The sequence below is a fragment of the Furfurilactobacillus sp. WILCCON 0119 genome (assembly GCF_053471565.1).
This window is the reverse complement of record NZ_JBPCCV010000004.1, coordinates 262,421-284,273: the sequence shown is the minus strand read 5'-3', so window position 1 is coordinate 284,273 and position 21,853 is coordinate 262,421. Positions and strand designations below refer to the sequence as shown.

Here is a 21,853-nt window from a genome sequence, read left to right as displayed (position 1 = left end):
AAGGAGTGGCAACACATTGATTCCCAGTACAGGGAGGCCAACGACGAGCACAAGTGGTAACAGGATCGGTACTAAGATTGCAAAGAATCCAGGTAGAATCATTGGCAAGAACACGAAGTTAAAACCAATTAGCAGAACTGGTGCCAATACCAGTACCAAGATTGGCAACACTGCCGTAACCAGCGGCAATGTCACTAATAGTGACAAACTAAGAACTGGCAACAGTAATGATAAACCAAGGAATGGTAACCCTAATCCAAAGAATCCTAAAATCAATCCAAGTAACGGTAGTACTAAACCAACAAGTGGTAAGCCGAAACCAACGAGGACAAGTGGTAATCCTAAACCAAGTGGTAATAGGAAGACCGGAACCAAGATGCTGATAATGATTGGTAACACAATGATCTTTGTGCCAGAGAGCATGTTGTTCAATAAACCGATGATTGGCAACAAGCCGATAAAACCAGCGAGGCCAGCGATTACTGGTAATGCCATTGCGTCCAGCAAGTCTAACAATGGGAATAAACCAAGGAAGACAGCCAGTGGTGTTAACTTAACCAGTGCGTTGACAAAGATTGGTAAGAGCAAACTAGCAACCAGAACGGGTGCCAACAAGTTAACTAATCCAAGCAACGGAACGTTGATCATCAGTTGTAACAATGGGTCAAGTAATGTCTTGATCATCGCAATGGTTGGAATCAACCGTAATGCGGCAATCAGTGGGTAGAACAGAACAACTGGTAAACCGATCACATACAGGAATGTTCCGAGGTTATCCAAGGCGCCTAGGATCAGCAAGTTCTTGAATAAGTTTGGAATCAAGTTCTGTAATGCTTTTCCTAGCCCAAGTAAACCACCAATGGTAAGCATCGGTAAGTTAAACAAGAAGCCAAGTGGGTTTCCAAGCAAGAAGTTCAACCCGTTAATCACATGTCCCAAACGGTTCAGCAAATTCTTTAAGACGTTTGCCAAGAACGCTCCGAACAGTGCAGGTGCCAAGGACCGAAGAACAGAATTCAGCGCCCACAGCCCAAGCAATGGTAAGCCAATAGCTACCACATTGAGCAAGTTCAATGGTAACAAACCAACAAAATTCAATGTCGCTAAACCAAGTGGCAAAGCAAACAGTAAGAACGTTTGTAATGGTAAGCGAATCATCGTATCGAAGATTGCTTTAGCTAACCCAAGCAATGTTAACGGTAGCGCAACTAATCCGAGAAGAAGTTGACGGCCAAGGTTAAGGATTGGTTTAACCAGTGAGTTAAACAAGGTTAGTGCTAACAATCCAAGTGGAATTAATGTTCCTAACAAGTTCAGTAATGGCAATGCTAAACCAGCTAAGTTCATCAAAGCTTTTTGACCCAGAGCGATCAGCGTTGGTAATAATAAGTTTACCAAGCCAGTCAGAAGCAAACTATTCAACAAGGTGAATAGGTTTGTCAATGGGTGGAAGCCGAACAGCAACCATGGTAATGCCAATGCTGGTGCGAGTAGTCCACCAAGTAAAGCAGCTGGGAGACCAAACAGGAGGCCGGCTAGTAAGCTAGCAGGTAACGTGTTCAGTAAGAACAAGCCGTTAATGAGTAGTGGTAACCCGGACAATAATGGTAAGCCAAGGTTGAACAGTGGTGCTAATGCCAACCACTTGAAACCAAGTGGTAACAACAACCAGCTTCCAATCATACCAATTAAACCAGGTAAGAATGACAGCCATTTGAAGCCGAATGGTAAGAGCAACCACTTAGCGATGGTATCTACCAACGCTAATGGTAATTGTGCCAAGAGTGGTAAGCCGAGAGCAACTAATGGTGTTAACAAGCTAATCAGTAAGCGTAAACCGGCAACGGTAAATCCACCTAACATAGCTGGTGCTAAACCACCAAGTAATTGTCCAGCAAGCACTACTAATGGCAATGTGAGTGCGGTTAAAATGATCCGGTTAAGAAGACCAAGGGTGATCACAGTCAACGGTAACCCAACTAACCGGTTCAAGCCGCGAAGGGTAAACCAAGTCATCAGTGGTAAGGTTGCGTTCAGTACAAAACTAAGTGGTAATCCAACAATTAACCAGAGCAATGAATTGAGGAAACCAAGGCCCGCAGCTAATGCAAGAATCCCTGGCAAGCCAATAAATTGAAGCCCATTGTTCAAGCCACGAAGTGTCCAGAACGTTAATCCGGTGAGACCAACCAGCAAGCCGGCTAATCCACCAAGGAGTGTTGGAATGGCACGGTTCAATAACCAAGCTAAACCAAATGTCCCTAATAATGTGTTGATCAAGTGTAATGGCCGTAAGCCAAACAGAGTGAATGGAACGACGATTAAGTTGATCAAACCATGGTTCAGTCCGTTAATCAAGGCAGTTGCGAGTACGGCGTTTAATGGGACAAGTAACAACGTGTTCAACGCATGTTGTAACCCAAGCCCAAGCCAAAGTGCAGGTAACAGTAATGGTAAGGACGGAATCAAGGCTAACCACTTGAAGCCGAGTGGCAACAATGCGTGACGGGTAACCAGCCCGAGCAATGTTGGCAGTAAGGCACCAAATAGTGGTAATCCAGTCAGTCCTTGAACAAGCAGTCCAGTTAAGAGACGTGGCAACATCGTTGCCAAGCCGAATAACAGACCTGGTAACAGACTCAACAGATCGTTACCTAACTTCAACAATGGTGTTAAGAACAGCGTCGACAATACACGTCCAAGTGGCATGGTGATCAGCATTGTCAATGGCAAACCAATCAGCAAGTTCAAACCTGGCAGTAAGAGTCGTGTGCCTAACCATGTTAAGAGTGGCAAGATCCGGTTCAACAAGAGTTGAACTGGGATTCTGAAGAACAGATCCCCTAACCCATTCAGCAAGCCCAAGTTACCAAGGAATCCTGGTAAGATGTTTGGCAAGTTGAAGATGAACATTGGCAGATTGAGTAATCCGTGAAGCAGGAAGCGGTTAAAACCAAGCAACCGCAGCACGTGTTTAGCCAATCCACTCAAGATAAATGGTGCAATCAAGTTGAATAAGATGGTGTGCAGGCCCGCACTCAACAAGTTGTTAAGCAAGCGTAATGGCCGTAGGCCAAACAATCCAAACAAGATCATTAATGGTAATCCAAGCACATTTGTCAAAGTACTGAACAATCCGTGGGCTAACAGCGTGTTCAACAACGTTAAGGCTAACGTGTTGAGTGCGTGAAGGACCGTGCGAATTGTCCATGGTAGGACAAGTAACAGTGGGAGCGTTGGGATCAAAGCCAACCACTTGAAGCCAAGTGGTAACAATAACCAACGAAGTAATTGACCAAGACTTGAGATGGTTAAACCACCAAATAATGGTAGTCCGATCAATAAGTCGTTTAGAACGGCATGAATCAACCGTGGCATGATCGTTGTCAAACCAGTTAACAACAATCCTGGTAACCATTGAAGCAAGCTATTAGTCAACCAAACAAGTGGTAATGCCAATACCGTCGTGAGGAAGCGACCTAACAGTCCGCCAATCACGAAGTTAGCCAAGAAGGCTAATGGTGAAAGCAATGGCAACATAATCCGAAGTGCAAACCAAGTGATCAATGGAAGAACGATGTGGTTCAGTAACAAGGCCAGTGGGATTCCCACAACAGCGTCGTTAATGGTCCGAACCATCCCGAACAATCCAAGGACACCTGGTGCGATGACGAAGCCAAGAAGCATTTCGCCAAGGTGACGCAAACCACGAAGAACGAAGACGAAGGTTGAACCAATCCGCATCATGTTCTTAACAAGGTTATCAAGAACAAGTGGCACGATCCGGTTCAAAGCAGCGCCCTTAACAAGGCTCTTAATGGCGGTGTTCAGTGCCAACAGTGGCCGTAATCCGAAGAGTAACAGCGGACCGCCGACAGCAAGTGTCAAGAAGCGACCAAGGTGACGCGCTAACGAACGTGTCAGTAACGTTGCCAACGCCATCAATAATGGTGTTGCCAGTGCGTATGTGATCACGCGAGCCAACCAGAGACCTTGAGTTGGTAAGGCTGCCAGAAGAACTGGTACAGTCAACAGACCTAAAAGTAATTCTGGTAATAACATGGCATTTAATGACTTAATCCAAGTCAATGGGTTCAGCCACTTACTAATTGGACCGAATCCAAGCAACCGTGTTAATCCACGCAAAGTCACAAAGGTTAAAAGCGGCAAAGCGATATTCCGAATTAAATCAAGAACTGGTTTAACAAATAGTTCAAATGGCAAAGCCAATGCGTTAATCAGTGCTGGGAGGAAGCCAAGAATGAACATCCCCGCTAACAACAAGTTGCGGAATGGTACAAGACCAGGTAAGCCAAGCAAGAGTAATAAGTTGCCTGTTACTAATGCCTTTAACCCTTGTAGTAAGAGGAGTGGCAAACCAAGTAATGCGTTAATTAATCCACCATTCAGTGCAACGAGCGTACCCAGAATCAACGCTGGCAAGAGTGTCTTGAATAACGTGAAGTTTAAATCAGTCAAGGCCTTCAGTGCCAGTACAAACGCTGGTAACGTCAACAATGTACTGATTAATGGCGTCATCGCTAACGCAAGTGCACCAGCCAGTAATGGTAACGTTGCGGCAAGTGCTAAATCGCCGAGGCCATTAGCAAATGTCTTTAAGCCCTTCCCTAACAAGTTCAACCAAACAGGTACCAGTGCTAAGATTGGTAACCACTTAATTGGACCGATTGGTAAGAGAAGTAAACCAAGGATTGCTAAGGCAACCAGTGGCCGTAAGATGTTTGCCAACCCGTTGTTCAACAGGTTCAGTGGCAACCATGATAATGGGCCAAGCAGATCCTTCAATAAGTTCCCGATCTTGAATGGCAACATGAGTAAGCGGTTGTTTGCAGACAACAACTTATCAGCTAAATCAAGGGTAAGTACTAATGGCCATGTTAGTAAGAACAATGGCAACAAGAGTAACTTAGTGACCTTCATTAATGCATGCAAGACTGGGTTGCCAAACAAGGTTGCGAGGTCTGGCAAGAGTTTCAACAAGCTAAGTGCATGTGCCGCCAGCAATGGCAACAATAACCCTGCGCTTAAAATGAGTGGTAATGCAAGTGCGTCAAACAGTAATTTCAATGGTAACGTTGCTAAGAATGCTAGAACTGGCAATAACAAGTTCACAATTGGCAGTAATAACAACTTTGCAAGTGCGTTACCTAACAGCACATTCAGAACAGTTAACAATGCAGGACCGGCTAATAATAATGAGTTAGTCAGGAGGTGCAACGGTGCTGTTAAGAGTTGCCAACCAAGTAATGCCCAGAAGGCAGCTCTTCTAACAAGGTTCAGAATTGGTAAGATTAGACCCAGTGCGCTAAGCGCAAAGTTAAAGCCAGCCAATAATGTTTGCACAACATTCAGTGCTGTTAATAACCCGCCAACAGTTAACGCCGTAACCAGCGGCAATAAAATGTTTAGCATTGGTCCAAGGACCATGTTATTCAATAACAATGCACCTAAGAATACTGGTAAACCAATCAGCAATGCTCGTAATGGAATTCTGATCAAATCAAGTAACCCATTAATCAGCGTTGTAACTGCTTTGAAGATTGGCCACGTTGCTAATAAAGCGAGCGTCTTCCAAAGAGTTGACGCAATCAAGTTGTTCAGTAAGTCCAGCTTAATAAACGGCTTTAATAACAACAGTGGTAAGCCAACAAGTGACAATAACCATAATGGTACTGTAACAAGTTTGTGAAGCAATCCAGGAATCAAGTTAGCAATGAGCGTCAAAACGTTCAACGCTAAGATCGAGTTCAAGATTGCCAAGTTCAGTAGGTCTAACGGTAATAAGCCAAGACCATTTGCAAGTAACGTTGTCAAAACAGCAAGTCCCTTAGAGATAACATCATTTAATAAATGAAGTGGTGCTGTCAATAATGAGACCGTCAGTAGTAACAATGGTAATGCAAGCAAGAGTACTGGCACTGCAAGTAAGAGTGCTGGTACCACAAGCAATGGTAAGCCCAGTAACAATAGTGGCAAGCCTAGCAATAACAGTGGTCCAAAGACTAACAGTAATGGCAAAGCTAACGCTGCTACTGCTAATAAACTAATTGCAAGTGTCAAGAGTGGAATCAGTTCAAACGATAGATCAACCAACCCGAAGGCTAATTTAATCAAAATCGTTGAAGCTAACCACATCCCTAACTGAATGGAAAGCAGCAATGGTGTAATCATTAATAGCGGCAAAATCGCTAGTGGTGCTAATGGAACAAGTAATGACAAGCCAATCATATTGGCTGAGAATGCTTGCCAGAACACACCCATAACAACAATGGAGAATGACAAAGCGGCAATGATTCCGGCACCCCAGTAAGCGATTGGCATGTAGATCCAGTCGGTTACCAATTGAACGGCCCAACCAATGATTGGAATTAATCCAGTCCATTGAGCGAGCATCCATAATGGGTTAGAGAAAATCAGGTACCAAATTGAAGCTAATAATGAGTACCCATGTGGCAACCATTCTTCAGCAAGCATAAACATTCCAGCAAAGAATGTTCCGAGTGTAACTAGTCCCAGATATGCTTGTGTTAAGAGAATTACTGGAATCATCAGTGGGTGTGCAAGCATTCCGCCTAACAGCCCGACTGCAATTCCCAAACCGGCTAACGGCAATGACCATAACAATGTAACGTTATCTAGCGACATCATTACGATGAAGTTCATCAATGTCAGGAAGACTGGCACAATAATGAACAACGGTACTAAGACCCACATGGTTAACGTAACCGGTGTGTTAATCCCTAAGTTAGCAAATGCATTCAAGAAGACAACGATGAACGCAATTACTAATTCCAAGTTAACAATGGTAATCAATTGCAAACTGATCATCAATGCTGGCCGAATGATCCCAATGTTGATAAACGTTAATAGTAACAATGCTTCACTAGCAGTAATCGCAACGAAACTGACCAAGCTACTTGCAAAGTTAAAGTTAAACGGCAGGATCAATGAGCCAAATTTAACGGCATCAATAAAGAGGAATGTTAGCAAGGCAGTTATTGGACCGCCAAACAACCCAAACCAACTAATGATGTAATTAATGGTATTCAATGGGTTCAACCAGTTAAGGAACATTCCGATAAAGGAGTTAATCGTTAACGGAATCCAGATAATCCAGAAAGCCCAATAGAGAACTGGATGAATAAACATTGTATACGTTGCTAAGATAAATGCCTTAAAGTCTTCGATTGGATTCGTTGTCAACTGTAAGAACAGTGGTCCGAAGAACCAAACAATTAAGATCAAAGCGGCAACCCCGATGATAGTACCAGGAATTGCAAGCAGTAACGTAATTGCAGCAGCGATTAAATCAACTGCACCGAAGAACAATGCCGTTCCAATCAACCCAATTGGCAAAAGTAATAATGCAACTGGCAATACAGACAGCAACATCATAATCCCAAGTGTAGCTGAGAAGACAAGCGGTAAGACAGTATGGAAGAACAATGCAAACCCGGTTGCTGCAATCAAGGCAGTTCCGTAGTATCCAATTGGCATGTAAATCCAGTCAGTAATCAACTGAACAATCCACCCAATGATTGGAATTAAACCAATCCATTGAGCCAACATCCATACCGGGTTGGCCAAAACGGTGTACCAAATGAAGGCAACAATGTTAAAGACAGCTGGCAGCCAACTTTGAGCAATCATGTAGATCCCCGCAATAAATGCGATGACAGATGATAGCCCAATAACCATAAACCGGTTAGCAGCGATGATAGCTGCTAATGGGTTGGAAAGAAGCGTCAGCATTAAGCCAAGCTGCAACGATCCTACGATAATTGGTAGTAAACCAACAATCAATGCACCATTTGCAAGCAGCATTCCTACGATGTTAATTAACGTAAAGAAGACAGCAAGCGATGTTTCTAACGGTACAAGGACCCAAACAGTGATGACGTTTGGCACATTGATCCCTAAGTTGGCAAACGCATCAAAGAAGACAATCAATGCATCAATGATGATGACAGCAACAAGATAAATGGCCAATGGGACAGTTGCAATAAACGTGTTCAAGAAGAATCCGTTTAGCAACAGAATGGCACCCAATTGGGCGATTCCCAAAGTCATCGAAGCAAGTAAGCCACCGATTGGGTTCAACGTTAATAACGCCCCTACCCGTAAGTGAACAAACGCCCGAATCATTGAGAATAGTAAAACAGGTAATGATAACCAGCCAACTAAGGCTAGACCAATTGTCAGGTAGTTAAATGGATTTAACCAGTTAACAAACATTCCAATAAATGATCCAAAGGTTAATGGAATCCACATGATGGCAAAGGCCCAGTAGAAAATTGGGTTAATGAACATCGTGTAGACACTAATAACGAAGGCTTCCATGTCCCTAATTGGGTTAACAAGAAGTTGTAACGTAATTGGCGCCAAGAACCAAACAATCAGGATCAACGCTGCAATACCGATAATTACACCAGGAATTGTAAGCAACAATGTTCCAAGTGCGGCCAATAATGCAGTGGCCCCAAAGAATACAACTGTTCCAATTAACGCAATTGGTAAGACAAGCAAGAAGATTGGCAGAATTGCGACTAAACTCATCATCCCAATAACTGCTGAGAAAATGAGTGGCATTACAAACCGCCAGTACAGTGAGAAGGATAGAACAGCGAGTGCCCCAGTCCCCCAGTAACCGATTGGCATGTAAATCCAGTCGGTAATCAATTGAACAATCCAACCAATGATTGGAATCAATCCAACTAATTGAGCAAGCATCCATGCTGGGTTCCCAAAAATCAGGTACCACAGGAAGGTGCCCATATTAAAGACTGCTGGTAACCAAGTTTGAGCAACCATGTAAATCCCGGCAAAGAATGCTAGAACTGATGATAACCCAACGATGGCAAAACGGTTAATAGCAATAAGCGCTGCTAATGGGTTTGCCAATGCTGCCAACAGTAGACCTAATTGCAATGATCCAGCGTAGATTGGCAATGCCAAAATAGTGACAAGACCATTAAGAATCAACGTGAGTACAACATTGAACAGTGTCAATACGACACCTAGTGTTACTTCTAACGGTAACATGACCCATATTGTTAACACGTTTGGTACATTGATCCCCAGGTTAAGGAATGCGTCTGCAAAGACGACAACAAAGTCGACTGCAAGAGCGGCAAACAGGTAAATTACCAATGGTAAAGTAGCGATAAACGTGTTTAGAACATACGTTGCAAATAAGTTTATCGCAGTTAAACCAGCAATCCCGAGCATCAAGAATGCAGGTACACCGGCAAAGAAGTTCAGTGTTAATAGTGAACTAAGTTGTAAATGTACGAAGGCACGAATCCCTGCCAAAGCTAATGTTGGCAGCGCCAACAAAGCAAACAGTGATACGCCAAGGAACAAGTAATTAAGTGGGTTTAGCCAATTTACAAAGGTCCCGACAAACGAGTAAATCGTTACAGGAATCCAGAAAATTGAAAAGGCCCAGAAGTAAATTGGATCATTAAACATCGTGTACAGAGCAACAATAAATGCCTTGAAGTCTGTAATTGGGTTAACCATCAATTGTAATGCAATTGGGGCTAAGAACCATGTGATCAAAATCAGTGAAGCAATTCCAATAATCACAGTTGGAATAGCTACTAAGAGCATTGGTAATAGTGTATTCAATGCCGTTACGCCTGCAAAAAGAAGCGCACCGATAAGTGCAACTGGCAGTACCAGTAAAATCACTGGCAACGTTGCCAATAACAACATCATCCCGATACCAGCAGAGAATACGAGTGGCACCATCGTGTGAAGCCAAAGTGCAAATGAGACTACTACAATTAATGCAGTCCCCCAGTAACCGATTGGCATGTAAATCCAGTCAGTGACTAATTGAACGATCCAACCAATGATTGGAATTAACCCCGTCCATTGAGCCAACATCCAAATTGGATTAGCCAAAATCAGGTACCAAAGGAATGCGATGCCGTTAAATGCGACTGGTAACCATGTATCAGCTAACATGAACGCACCGAGCAAGAAAGCACCAATTGAAGCGATCCCAATTGTTGCAAACCGGTTAACTGCAATTAATGCAGCTAGTGGGTTTGCCAAAGCGGCCAATACTAGTCCTAATTGTAGTAAGCCAACAAAAATTGGCAAAGTAACAATGGCAGCACCAGCATCGAGCAACAACATTGCGACGATGTTGATCATCGTAAGCAGAACACCTAGGTTAGCTTGTAATGGAACAATGACCCAAACTGTTAGAACGTTTGGAACGTTAATTCCTAAGTTCAATAAGGCGTTTGCAAAGACCAGAATCGCATCGATCACGATGACAATAAACATGTAAGCAATAATTGGTGATGTTGCAATGAACGTGTTCAAGAAGAACAGTCCTAACATGTTGAACCCTGCTAACATCGCGAGACCAATCGTGAAGAAGGCAGGCACACCAGCAAATAAGTTTAACGTTAATAATGAACTTAATTGCAGATGGAATAACGCGCGAACCGCCAAGAACAGCAGTGTTGGCAGAGCCAACAGAGCAGCCAATGACAAGCCCTTGAATAACAGGTTAAGTGGATTCAACCAGTTAATGAACATTCCAATAAATGATCCAATCGTTACTGGAATAAAGATGCCATCAAAGGCCCAGTAGAAGACAGGATTAATAAACATTGTGTACAGACTGATGAAGAATGCTTTCATATCTGTAATTGGGTTAACCAGCAATTGGAGGAAAATCGGTGCTAAGAACCACAGAATCACAGCTAATGCAGGTAAACCAATAATAATGCTAGGAATGATCAAGAATAGTAAGGTTCCGATTCCTGCAACCAGGTTTGTTAAACCATAGAAGGCTAACGTTCCCAGTAAAGCAATTGGCAGTGTTAATAAAACAACTGGAAGAATCGAAGCAAGCATGATAACGCCCACTACGCTAGAGAATACGAGTGGAATGATCAAACGGAAGTACAATGCGAACGAGAAGACAGCGATAACAGCAGTTCCCCAGTAACCAATTGGCATGTAAATCCAGTCAGTGACCAATTGAACAGCCCAACCGATAATTGGAATTAAACCGGTCCATTGAGCCAACATCCACATTGGATTAGCGAAGATCAAGTAGAACAAGAATGTTGCGGCATTAAATACTGCTGGCAACCATGTTTCAGCAATGGCGAAGACACCTGCAAGAAATGCAACTACAGATGACAAACCAATGACTGCAAACCGGCCAATTGCAGCTAACGCTGCTAACGGATTAGCAAGTGTGGCCAATAATAAGGCTAACTGTGTCGTCCCAGCGATAACTGGTACTGACAGAATCGTTAGTAGTGCATCAAGGGCCAACATTGCAACGATATTAAACAGTGTGAACGTCACACCCAACGTCGTTTCCAACGGTACGATGATCCAAACTGTTAATACGTTTGGCACATTGATTCCTAAGTTTAACAATGCGTTAGCGAAGACGATGATAAAGTCGAGGACGATAACAGCAAAAAGATAAACTGTCAGTGGCAATGTTGCAATAAAAGTATTGATGACGAATGCATTAAGCAGTAACAACGTCCCTACTCGTGCAAGGCCAAGCAATAGGAATGCAGGGATTCCAGCCAATGGATTCAGCGTTAATAAGACGCCAATTCGGAGGTGGATGAATGCACGCAATGCTAAGACAAGCAGTGTTGGTAAGGCAAGTAATGCTGCAGTGGCTAGACCTCTAAATAACCAGTTTAGTGGGTTTAACCAGTTAACAAACATCCCAATAAATGTGTAGATCGTAACGGGAATCCAGATGATAGCAAATGCCCAATAGAAAATTGGGTTAATGAACATCGTGTACAGACTAATGATGAAAGCTTTGAGGTCTGTAATTGGATCGATTAGGATCTGCAAGAAGATTGGTGACAAGAACCAGTAGAGAATTTGGTTAAAGAAGAAGCCCAATAACATTGTTGGTAATAACAGTGGCAAAAGTAATGGAATCAATACTAGCAAGACCGGTAAGAATACTGGTAATAAGGCTAGCATTGAGAAAATCACGAATGGCAGTGCCAATAACATCAACAAAGCAATTGGTAACAAAATCATGCCGAGTGCTAACAAGAGACCTGCTAATGGTGCAAGGACACTCATTGCTAGAACGGCCAAAATTGCTAGTGGCAATCCGCCAACCAAAATGAGCGGTAGCGTTGCCAATACCAACGCGTCAGCAAGCAGGTTAAGTAATAACCGGATTGCGTGTTTAACGACAATTCCAACTAACACAGCGTTAACGATGTTACCTAACATCCCTAATAGTGCCAATGGAATTGCCAATAATGCTAACAAGCCAAGTGGAACTGTGATCAGGTTTAACCCAGGAATTAATGCTGTCAGTAACCCATTAATCACTAACGGTAACAAAATAACCAATAATGTTCCGAGGAAGAATGGTAAACCACCGAACAATAAACGGACTAAGCGCGCTAGTTGACCAGCAACTAAGGCTGGTAAGAGGCTTAATAACAGATTGTTCAACAGCGTCAATGGTAGAGCTAATAGACCAAGAAGACCAAGCAAAGCCAGCGTTTCAATCCCTGTTAATACAGGAATAATAAACATTTTGTTAAATAGACGTGTGGCAAGAAGCGTCAAACCGAATGCCAGTAATGAGCCAAGCCCGTCAGTTAACATCCGTAGTGGTAATAAGAGTAACTTCAACCCGTTGATTCCTAGACCAAGCAGTGGTAATAAGCCCAGCAAGAAGATGTTCAGGTTAAAGAATGGTAATAAGCTTGGCAAGCCAAGTAAGATCAGCGCCAACAGTGGTTGAGCCACTGAGAATAGACCAAACAAGATGGCATTCAAGACAAGTAACGGAACAAGAACACTCGTCCCTAATGCTAATGCGCCAAGACCAAGCGTAGCACCTAATTTAAGTAAGCCATTCAATAACAACAACGGCAAACCAATGAAACCGAGTAAGACTGCTTGCGTTAACAATAGAATTGGTAAGTTAAGCAAGTCTAACCCAAGTTTAACCACCCCACTGATGACGATGGCTGCAATCAAAGTGTTCAGCAAGTTCAATGGAATCGTCAAGAGTGACAGTAATGCCAAGCCCTTAGCAATCAAATTGTTCAAGCCAGTCAACAGTGATAGTGGCAACGTAATCAAGAATAATGCGAGTGGTAACGTAGTCAACCCAAACAATACAGCAGCAAGTAAGAGGTGACCAGGAACTGGCGTTAAGGCCGCCAAAACCGTACCGATTGTCCCTAAACCAGCCAATGCACCGGCAATATTCCGAGCCGCTTTTGTCGCCGTGTTGATCAAGCCTAAAACAAAGCTCAATACTAAACGGTTACCCAAACGTAGTAAGCCCAAGAACAAGCCAAGCGTTAGGACAGCGGCCAGTGTAAATGCACGAACCCCTGTTGAAATAATTTGTGAACCAATCAGTGGTAGTAAGCCTAATCCGGCTAATGCAGCAAATAACAAGCCGTTAAGAACGACATTGTTTAATAATGTTGCACCAAGTGTAACTAGGCCGTTCAGTAATGATAATACGAGGGTCGTAAGTGCTGTTGCACCAAGCAAAATTGGCAAAATCACAAAGGCAAGAACGCCAACGTGTAATAATGTCTTCGCAATGTCAACAAGCACCTTTAAACCAGTGAATAGTAATAATCCTAAACCGAATAAGGTCAGGTTCGTTAAAGTGTTCATCACAAAATGATTGAACATCCGACGAAGTAAATCAAGGATTCCGACTAGGATACCCAATGGAATGGAGAATAAGCCGAACAGAACTGTGTTAAACAAGTTCAGTGCGCCCATCACAAGCCCATTGAATAATACGAGTGGCAATAACAAGGCCAAAGCAAGGACGGCGAGACGCCGTAAGAAGTTAAGGCCAGGAGCTAATAACCACAGCGGTAAGGTCAAAAGCGACAGGCCAAGGCCCAGCGCAAACGCCCCTAACTTCAAGAACCAATTAATTGGTGAGATGGCCCAGAGAACGGCGCCAACGATGGCAGCGGTCAAAAGAGGTAAACCAAGACCCAATAAAGGTGCAACGATAAAGGCGTTCTTCAGTAATTGGAGGAAGAAGATTGGTAATGCTGCTAAAGCACCCAATACTTGAGTTCCGAGAGCCAATAAAGGCAAACCGAAGGCTAACAAACCAAGGAAGCCTTGCAGAAGTAAAGCATGCAGCGTCCGTTGCAAACCAAGCAACGCGCCGAGCAATAATCCTGGTAACCAACTCAATAAGTTAACTGCCAATAACATCAGAGGTGTTAGGAATAACGTTGATAATAACCGACCCCGTAACATGCTACCTAAGAAGATCAATGGCAGAGCCAAAGTCGTCAAGAGTGGCAAGGTAACGCGAGTTACCAAGGCTAATGCCAGTGGTAACAAGTGGTTTAAGAGAATCTGGTTCAAGACCAACGGAATATCCAGTAAGAACCCGAGCAATCCAACTAAGCCGATCATGCCTGGCAATGCCAGTGAGAGAACGAGTGGAATGTTGAACAGTGCCCGAAGCAGGAAGTGACCAAGACCGACTAATTGCATGCCCCGTTTAACAAGGTGTGCAGCCAGTAATGGCAAAGCCCGGTTCAGTAAGAACGTGTTCAAAATGCTCAGTAAAACAGTGTTTAAAGCATGGAATGGCCGAAGGCCAAAGAGTCCTTGCAGCATAACCAATGCTAACAATGGAAGGCCGGTCAACATGCTTAAGATAAGATGATTCAGTAACGTGTTCACGAGTGTTAACAACAATGTGTTAAAGGCGTGACGGACGGCACGAATCAACCATAGAACTTGTGCGCCCAGTAATAATGGGACAAATCCAAGTAATGGTAGTAATGATAACCACTTGAAACCAAGTGGTAACAAAGCGTGGTTCAATAACGTTGCTGCTAGTAATGCGATTGGAAGACCAAATAAAGGTAAACCAGTCAGCAGGCCTTCATGAATTAAAGCATGAAGAGCGCGTGGGAGCAAAGTTGCTAAGAGACCACCAATTAGAAAGGCAGGAAGCCAAGCTAATGCACGATTTAAGAGCAACAATGCAGGAACTAACAACAAGGTGGAAAGAATCCGACCAGGAATGAGGCCCAGTAAAACGTTCGCAACGAACGTTAATGGGCTAACAAGTGGTAGGAGAACAGCTAAACTAAGCAGCACGCCAAGTGGCAGCAATACGTTCAGTAAAAGCTGGACGGGTACGCCAACCAAGAGATCATTAAGCATGTTAAGTGCGGCAAGCGTACCTAAAACGCTAAACAGTCCAAATGGTAAGGCTAAGAACAACGTGCTCAAAGTGTGAGTCAATCCGCGAATAGCGAAGTGAACTAACGTAGCAAGTTGCATAGTGAGTCGTTGCAGAAGCGCCAGTGCCAAAGGCAACAGACGGTTACCTGCAAAGACTAAGGCCAAGCTGCCCAACAAGTTGTTTAAGAACCGTACAGGACGAATTCCGAACAACAAGAAAGGAACAGCAAGGAAGTTAATTGCTGTGCGACCGAGGAGTCGTGCGATCTGGCTACCAATTAAGGCAGTCAAAGCACCGAGCAAGGCGGTGTTCAAAGCATGGATGGCACCATTAAGGAACCAAAGAGCCTGAGTAGCAAGCACAGCAAGGAGTGGCAAACCAGCCAACCACTTCAAGCCAAGAGGCAGGAAGAACCGGCCAAGGAAGGCGTGAAGTAAGGCAGGTAAGAAGCTACCAAAGAGTGGTAAGCCAAGGAGCAAACCATGAACGAAAATCGCGTGAGCTAAACGAGGTAAGAGCGTTGCAAGACCGCCGACCAAGGCGCCAAGTAACGGACTAACGAGTAAGTTCAACAGGTGTAAGGCAGGTGTGACAAGCAATGCTTGGAGGGCACGGGTCAAAACACCAAGGTTGATCAACGTTAATGGGAAGAGCAACGCATTAAGCAATGGTAAGGCTAACCGCGCCATCAAGAAGGTTGCTAACGGCAACAAGAGGTTCAGAACCAATTGCAGCGGAATCCCGATGAATAAATCAGCTAAAAGCTTGCGAAGTGCGTTTAAGGCGATCAACAACGGCAAGCCGAAGTTAAGGCCGTTAATCAGGTTTCCCAGTGGGTTTAAGAGGTTTGGCAAGGCCAAAGCCAGACCACCGAGTAATGGCAAACCAATTCCAAGGAGATCCAATAAACCATTATTCAAGAAACGGAGACCGTTCAAGGCAGCTAAGCCAAGGAGAACAGGAATGGCAGGTAAGGCTGCTAAGAAAGCAGCGACAGGTAAGCCAATCAAGCCAGGCAAGAGCAAAGCAGCAAGCAATAATGGAATGGAAACAAGCAAGAAGACTGGTAAACCAAGTAAGAGCGCTAAACCATCACCCAAAAGACGTAAAGGTACGGCAAAGAGTGCTGGCAAAATCGTGGTTAACAGGTACAACAATGGTGAAGACAATAAAGCCAACCCATTGGATAACCCCTGCCCTGCTGCACCTAAGGCTTGTAATAAGGTCAGAGGCAGAATAGCCAAACTAATGGCCATGAAGACTAAAGGCAAGAGTAAAGCAGTCTTTAAAAGAGGATCAATCACAAGGTTCTTGAAGAAACTCAAAGGCAAGATTGCTAAAGGCAAAGCCAGTAAGAGCAAAGGCGCATTAAGAGCAACAAGAGGAGCGATGAACCAGAATGGAACGGTAGCCAAGGCCAGAACGGCAAGAAGGCTACGTAATAGAACACCACCAAGCGTCAGCAAGCCGGCGTTAAAGGCAGTGAGAGCCAAAATTCTCAGACCCGAGGTCAGGCCGTTGAGAAGCGCCCTCCCTGGTTCAACAAGAAACGGCAGGACAACGTTCAGCAGCGCAAGCGGTGCAAGTAATAAGGCACCAAGTCCGCTGGCTAACTTAACTGCAGGACGCGTTACAAGGACTAATGGCAAGATTGCTAAAGCACCGGCCAAAAGTGGTAACAAGCGGTTAGTCAACATTCGTAATGGAATCTGAATCAAACCATCGTTTAGGACACTTAACCCAGTCAACCCAAGGGCCAACAATGGGATCCAGCGCAAGACTGGCAGTCCAATCCACAATGGTGTTGTTAATAGTAGTCCGCCAACTAATAAGGTCTTGATGATTGCTTTGATTGCATATTTCAGCAAACCGTTAATCCCAAGGGCAACGCGCAATGCGATGCTCAAGTTGATTGCTGTAAGGAGTGCAAGCCCCCAAGCAACAATCCGGGGAGCAATCATCGAAGCCAGTAGCAGCGGTACCGTGATTAACGCGGTACCGGCAGCGGCGGCAACGGTGGCTTTAACTGGAGCGGCAACAAGTTTGGTGATGGTTGTCATCAAGCTTGTCACTGCTGCGGTCAAAACGCCCCCGAGCAGGAATAATGGCAAAAGCAAACGATTCGAAACTTTACGAAGTGTTGGCAATGCTAGCAGTAATGTGCCAGCAATTAAGTTTACAACTGGTAAGAATAAAGCCAAACCAGTTGGGATTAGCATTAAGCCACCCAATAAGCCACGACCAAGACGTGTCAATAGACTTGGGAAGACAAATCTCCGCAAGCCACCAACAAGCATGGCAAGGCTAATTGGAATGAACGCTAATACTGTCAGCAGAAGTGCAACGCCCCAGTTAAGCAGTTGCGGTTTCAACGTTGCGTTAGCAAGGTTAAACAAGCCGTTTAATCCCATAACACTGGTTAAAATCACATTTGTAACTGTTGCAGCAGCAACAACTGGTAAAATCGCCTTAATGCCCGCCTTCACTGCACTGATCAAGTCACCCATCACCTTCAATGGAAGGAAGAAGCGACGTAAGAACCAGCCAGCTAGAGGTAGCAACAGCGTGAAGAATAAAATCAAACGTGCAATGCTTGGTAATGCAAACCAGGCGGCAGCTGTCACGCCAACAAAGGCGATGCGCAGTGCGGCTTTAATCGCATTAACAATTGAATCAAACGCATTCAAACCAAGGCTAAACATCCGGGTCAGTGCATTCATTGCGGCAAACGCAAGTAATGACAGTCCGACTGGTTTTAGCAAGTTAGCCACGCCAGCAAGCAGTGTTAGTGGTAAAGCTAATACTGGTGCTAACAGTGCAGCTTCTAATCCATGACGAAGCATGCGTAATGGTGTGTTCAATAAGAACGCCCCGAAACCTAATGCGAGTGGTGCTGCCAATAATACTGCTGGAATAGCTAATAATACAGCTGGAACAGCAAGCAAGAATGGTAGTGCCAATGCACCAAGTAAGCCTGCAACGGCTAAGATTGGCTTGATCAATAACGTGTTTATAACACCAAAATTAATCGCAGTAAGTCCAATTAAGGCAGTATTGATTACTGTTTGAACAGCCAATTGAACAAGTACTGCATTACGAATAATGCGGCCTAAGTTCAGAACAGCAAGAGCGCCTAAAGCAATTGGTAAAGCTGCAACGTTAAATAAGGTAATCGGTAATAATACCAATGCTGGTAGTAACAATGGCAACAATAATGGTAAACCAGCAAATAAAATTGGTAATGCTAGTGGAGCAAGCACGCCAACAAATAGTGGCAATGCCAAAGGCAGTAGCAAACCAAAAGCGGGCATTAATAATAAATTACCCAATAGCGGTAACACAGGTAATAACACAGGCAGTGCCATCAAAATAACTGGCAAAATCAAAGCAACTGGAACAACAACCGTCAAAGCTTTGAGTGCGCCTGGTAATAAGCGTGCTCCCAGTGACTTCAAGTCATTCCCTACTTTAGATAATTGTTGCCCGAGTGATTGTACCCAAGCCCCTAACTTATTGCCGACAGCACTAAACAACTTACTTAAGTCAAAGTTACCGCCCATTAACCCCGTTAGGAAGTTTTTGATGGGTGCTAACGCATTGTTGATCGAGTCAATAATTGGTTTCAGCGTCGTGCTGACGTTGTTAATGAAACCTGCGACTGTGGTGTAGATCTTATACAATGGTGAGTTTTGTAAGTTAGTTACGTTAATTGCCGAATCAAATGCACCAGGTGTCATACTCTGACCCAATGCACTCATAATTTGCGTTGCTTGCGCGGTCGTCCCGTCAAAATTAAGGTCTGCATAACGACCTGTTGTTAACGGAATCCGGTATAACCAGTGTTGGTTTGCGGAATTGTTGGCCATTTGGCTACTCAAATTATTCAAGATCCATGGCAATTCTGCAAGAATCTCTTGTTGTTCAACAGAAGTTCCGGCAGCTGCCAACTTGTTAAGTTGACTCTGAATTTGATTAAACAAAGCGTTACTATCATCGCTAGAGTTTTGCGTCGTTGCGGTGGTGGTGTTAGTAGTCGCTGCCCCATCTTTGTTGCCATTCTTAGCTTGCTTAAATGCGTCTAAGAACGTCTTCCAAACACTTTGCGGAGCCGTTGCTGCTGGTGCCATGATTGTACCAGCAGGCGTTGTTGAATCATTCGTAAATGTTATCGCCAGGTGTGAAAACAGGTTTGTGAATGCATCTGCTGCAGACATTGATTGATTCCCTGCCGTCTTTTGGTAGTCAGCATAAACCTTTGACTTCCGCAGAACAGAGATGTCTTCAGCCTGATCAAAGTCACCAGGTTTGAGTTGACCACCAAAACTCTTCAGAATTTGGTTGATCTCATCACTAGTGCCATCAATCGTGACTAATGCGTTTTGACCAGTGGCAAGTGGTACTGAGTAGTACCAAACTTGGTTCGTCTTTCCGGCATTAATGTCTGTTGCAATGTTATTCAGGACCCCAGGCCAGGCCTTAACAATCTGGGATTGCTCGGCGTCGTTAAACTTACCGTTAGTCAATCCGTCGATTCGGCCCTGAATGTGCGTAAACAAATCTTCCTGATCGTTAGACGGTTGGTTCGTTTGATTACTGTTATCACCGTTCTTTGAAGCGGCAATCTGTTGATCAAGCGTCGTCTGAGGGTCGGAAACAGTTGGTTCCGGTGTGGTAACAACTGTGTGGCCATTCTGATCAGTATTAGCAACGTAATCCTGGTTCGGCGTTACAGTTGCTGATGGTGATGATGACGATGTAGTTGAATCAGTTGATGGCACGGTCGTCGTGGTGGACGGTTGTGTCGTCGCGGTTGTAGCAGCCGGTGTCGTCGGTTGAGAAGTGGTGTTCTCGCTCGTTGATGTGGTTGTTACAGGTGTGGCAGGTGTCTGCGTTGACGTCGGCGTAGTTGGTGCCGGTGTCGCTGTGACTGGTGCCGTTTGTGTTTGTGAAGCAGAAGCAGTTGTTTGTGCTGCTGGTGCTTTTGTCGTGCTTGTAGCAGGCGTTGTGGTGGACGACTGCGTTGGTTGCGTTGCTGTTGCAGGTGCCGTAGCAGCTGGTGTCGTTGGCTGAGAAGTGGTGTTCTCTGTCGTTGACGTTGACGCTACAGGTGCAACAGGTGTCGCAGTTGTTGTGGTACTTGTACTTGTATCTGTAGTTGTTTTTGTTTGAGTTGCTGATTGTTGCGTGGTAGCTGCACTTGTCGTGGCAGCTGGTGACGGTTTGTTGGGCGCACTCGTTGTCACGTTGTTCAGTGAACTTGCTTGACTGGCGTCTTGGCCGGTCTGCGTTGTTCCTGGCGTGATCGTTGTGTGGTCCATAATCTTATCGATTGCTTGCTGGGCCGTCATTTGCTGCTGATTTTGTGACGCCTGTTGCTGTTGTTGCTGTTGTGCTGGTTGAGCACTTTGCTGAGGCGTCGTCGATTGAGCAGCCTGACTTGCAGTAGGCTGTTCTTGGTTAGTGGAAGAATTTCCTGTCTGACCTTGTTGACCAGTCGATGCATTGCTAGTTTGAGGCGTTGTGGCTTGGTTAGAAGCTGTTGCGTTCTCGTTTTGGTTCTGGTTTTGATTCTGGTTAGCAGCATTCGATTGGTTTTGCTGTTGTGTTGCTGCTTGAGCAACGGACTTAATCACGTTTGGTTTCAGTGAAATCTGCTTGTTTAAGAGCGTTGCGTCAACACTTGTTTCTGCTTTGACATTCTTCGTTGGTGCAGCGAAGGTAATTTGGTAATTCCCTTTCTGCAAATCACGATTGAACGTTAATGTTACTGTACCGTCTTTACGACTGTACGAGAATGGCGCGTTACTACTCGTTGAATAACGTAAATGAGCCAAGTCCACGTTCTTCTTGTCAAAATGAACAGTCATCTGCTCATTCTTCTTCAAGAAGTTCGTTTCACTTGGTGTAATCGTCATTGTAACAATGGCGCCGCCCTTGACGTTCTTAACATCACCAGAGGCAATGCTCTTTGCGTCACGAGCGCTGTCTTTAACAGCACTTTCTGGACTCTTTTTGGTTCGCGAATCGGCTTTTGCAGTCATTGTCGCGTTTGAGTACAGTTGTGCAGCAGGATTAGAAACAAGTGGTCCCATGATGATGGCTACCGCCAACACCGTGGTGATCAAGCGGCCAACTTTGTCTCTCGATTTCAAGATTATGTGTCACCCCTTTCTGATTTAGATTCAATCAGCTCATCAATGAATCATCCCCCTTTGCTTGATTACTAGAATCATGAAGCCTGTTTAAGAAAGCAAAGATTCCCCGAATTGAGTAACCCAGTTAATTGTGAACAACTTACATCATCCACAAATACCAGTTCTTTAATAATTAACCACCGTCTAATTATCGCTAAACAAATGTACCATTTGAGTTTATCAATCACAGTTACATCAGCTGGTTAGACCGATATAGCATCGAGTTATCAGCGGCTGGTTAGACCGATGATAAACAATATTGATAAAATCATTTACATTGTAAAGTAATTTTCGCACGTCAACATAGAAAAACGGTTGTACGGAACGTATCAACAATCCAACTATATTCCGAGAGAACTGGTTAGGTTCTCTACATGGTTAACAGGGGTTTCCTGCTATGTTTCTATTCTAA

1 protein-coding gene is annotated in these 21,853 nt (G+C 44.3%); it reads right to left on the bottom strand.

Features of this window, described 5'->3' with window-relative positions; all coding sequences use genetic code 11:
* A partial coding sequence (locus ACRYI5_RS08380; protein ID WP_448224955.1) for a hypothetical protein occupies positions 1-21,399 on the bottom strand: 21,399 nt, incomplete at its 3' end.
* Positions 21,400-21,853: the final 454 nt, after the last annotated feature.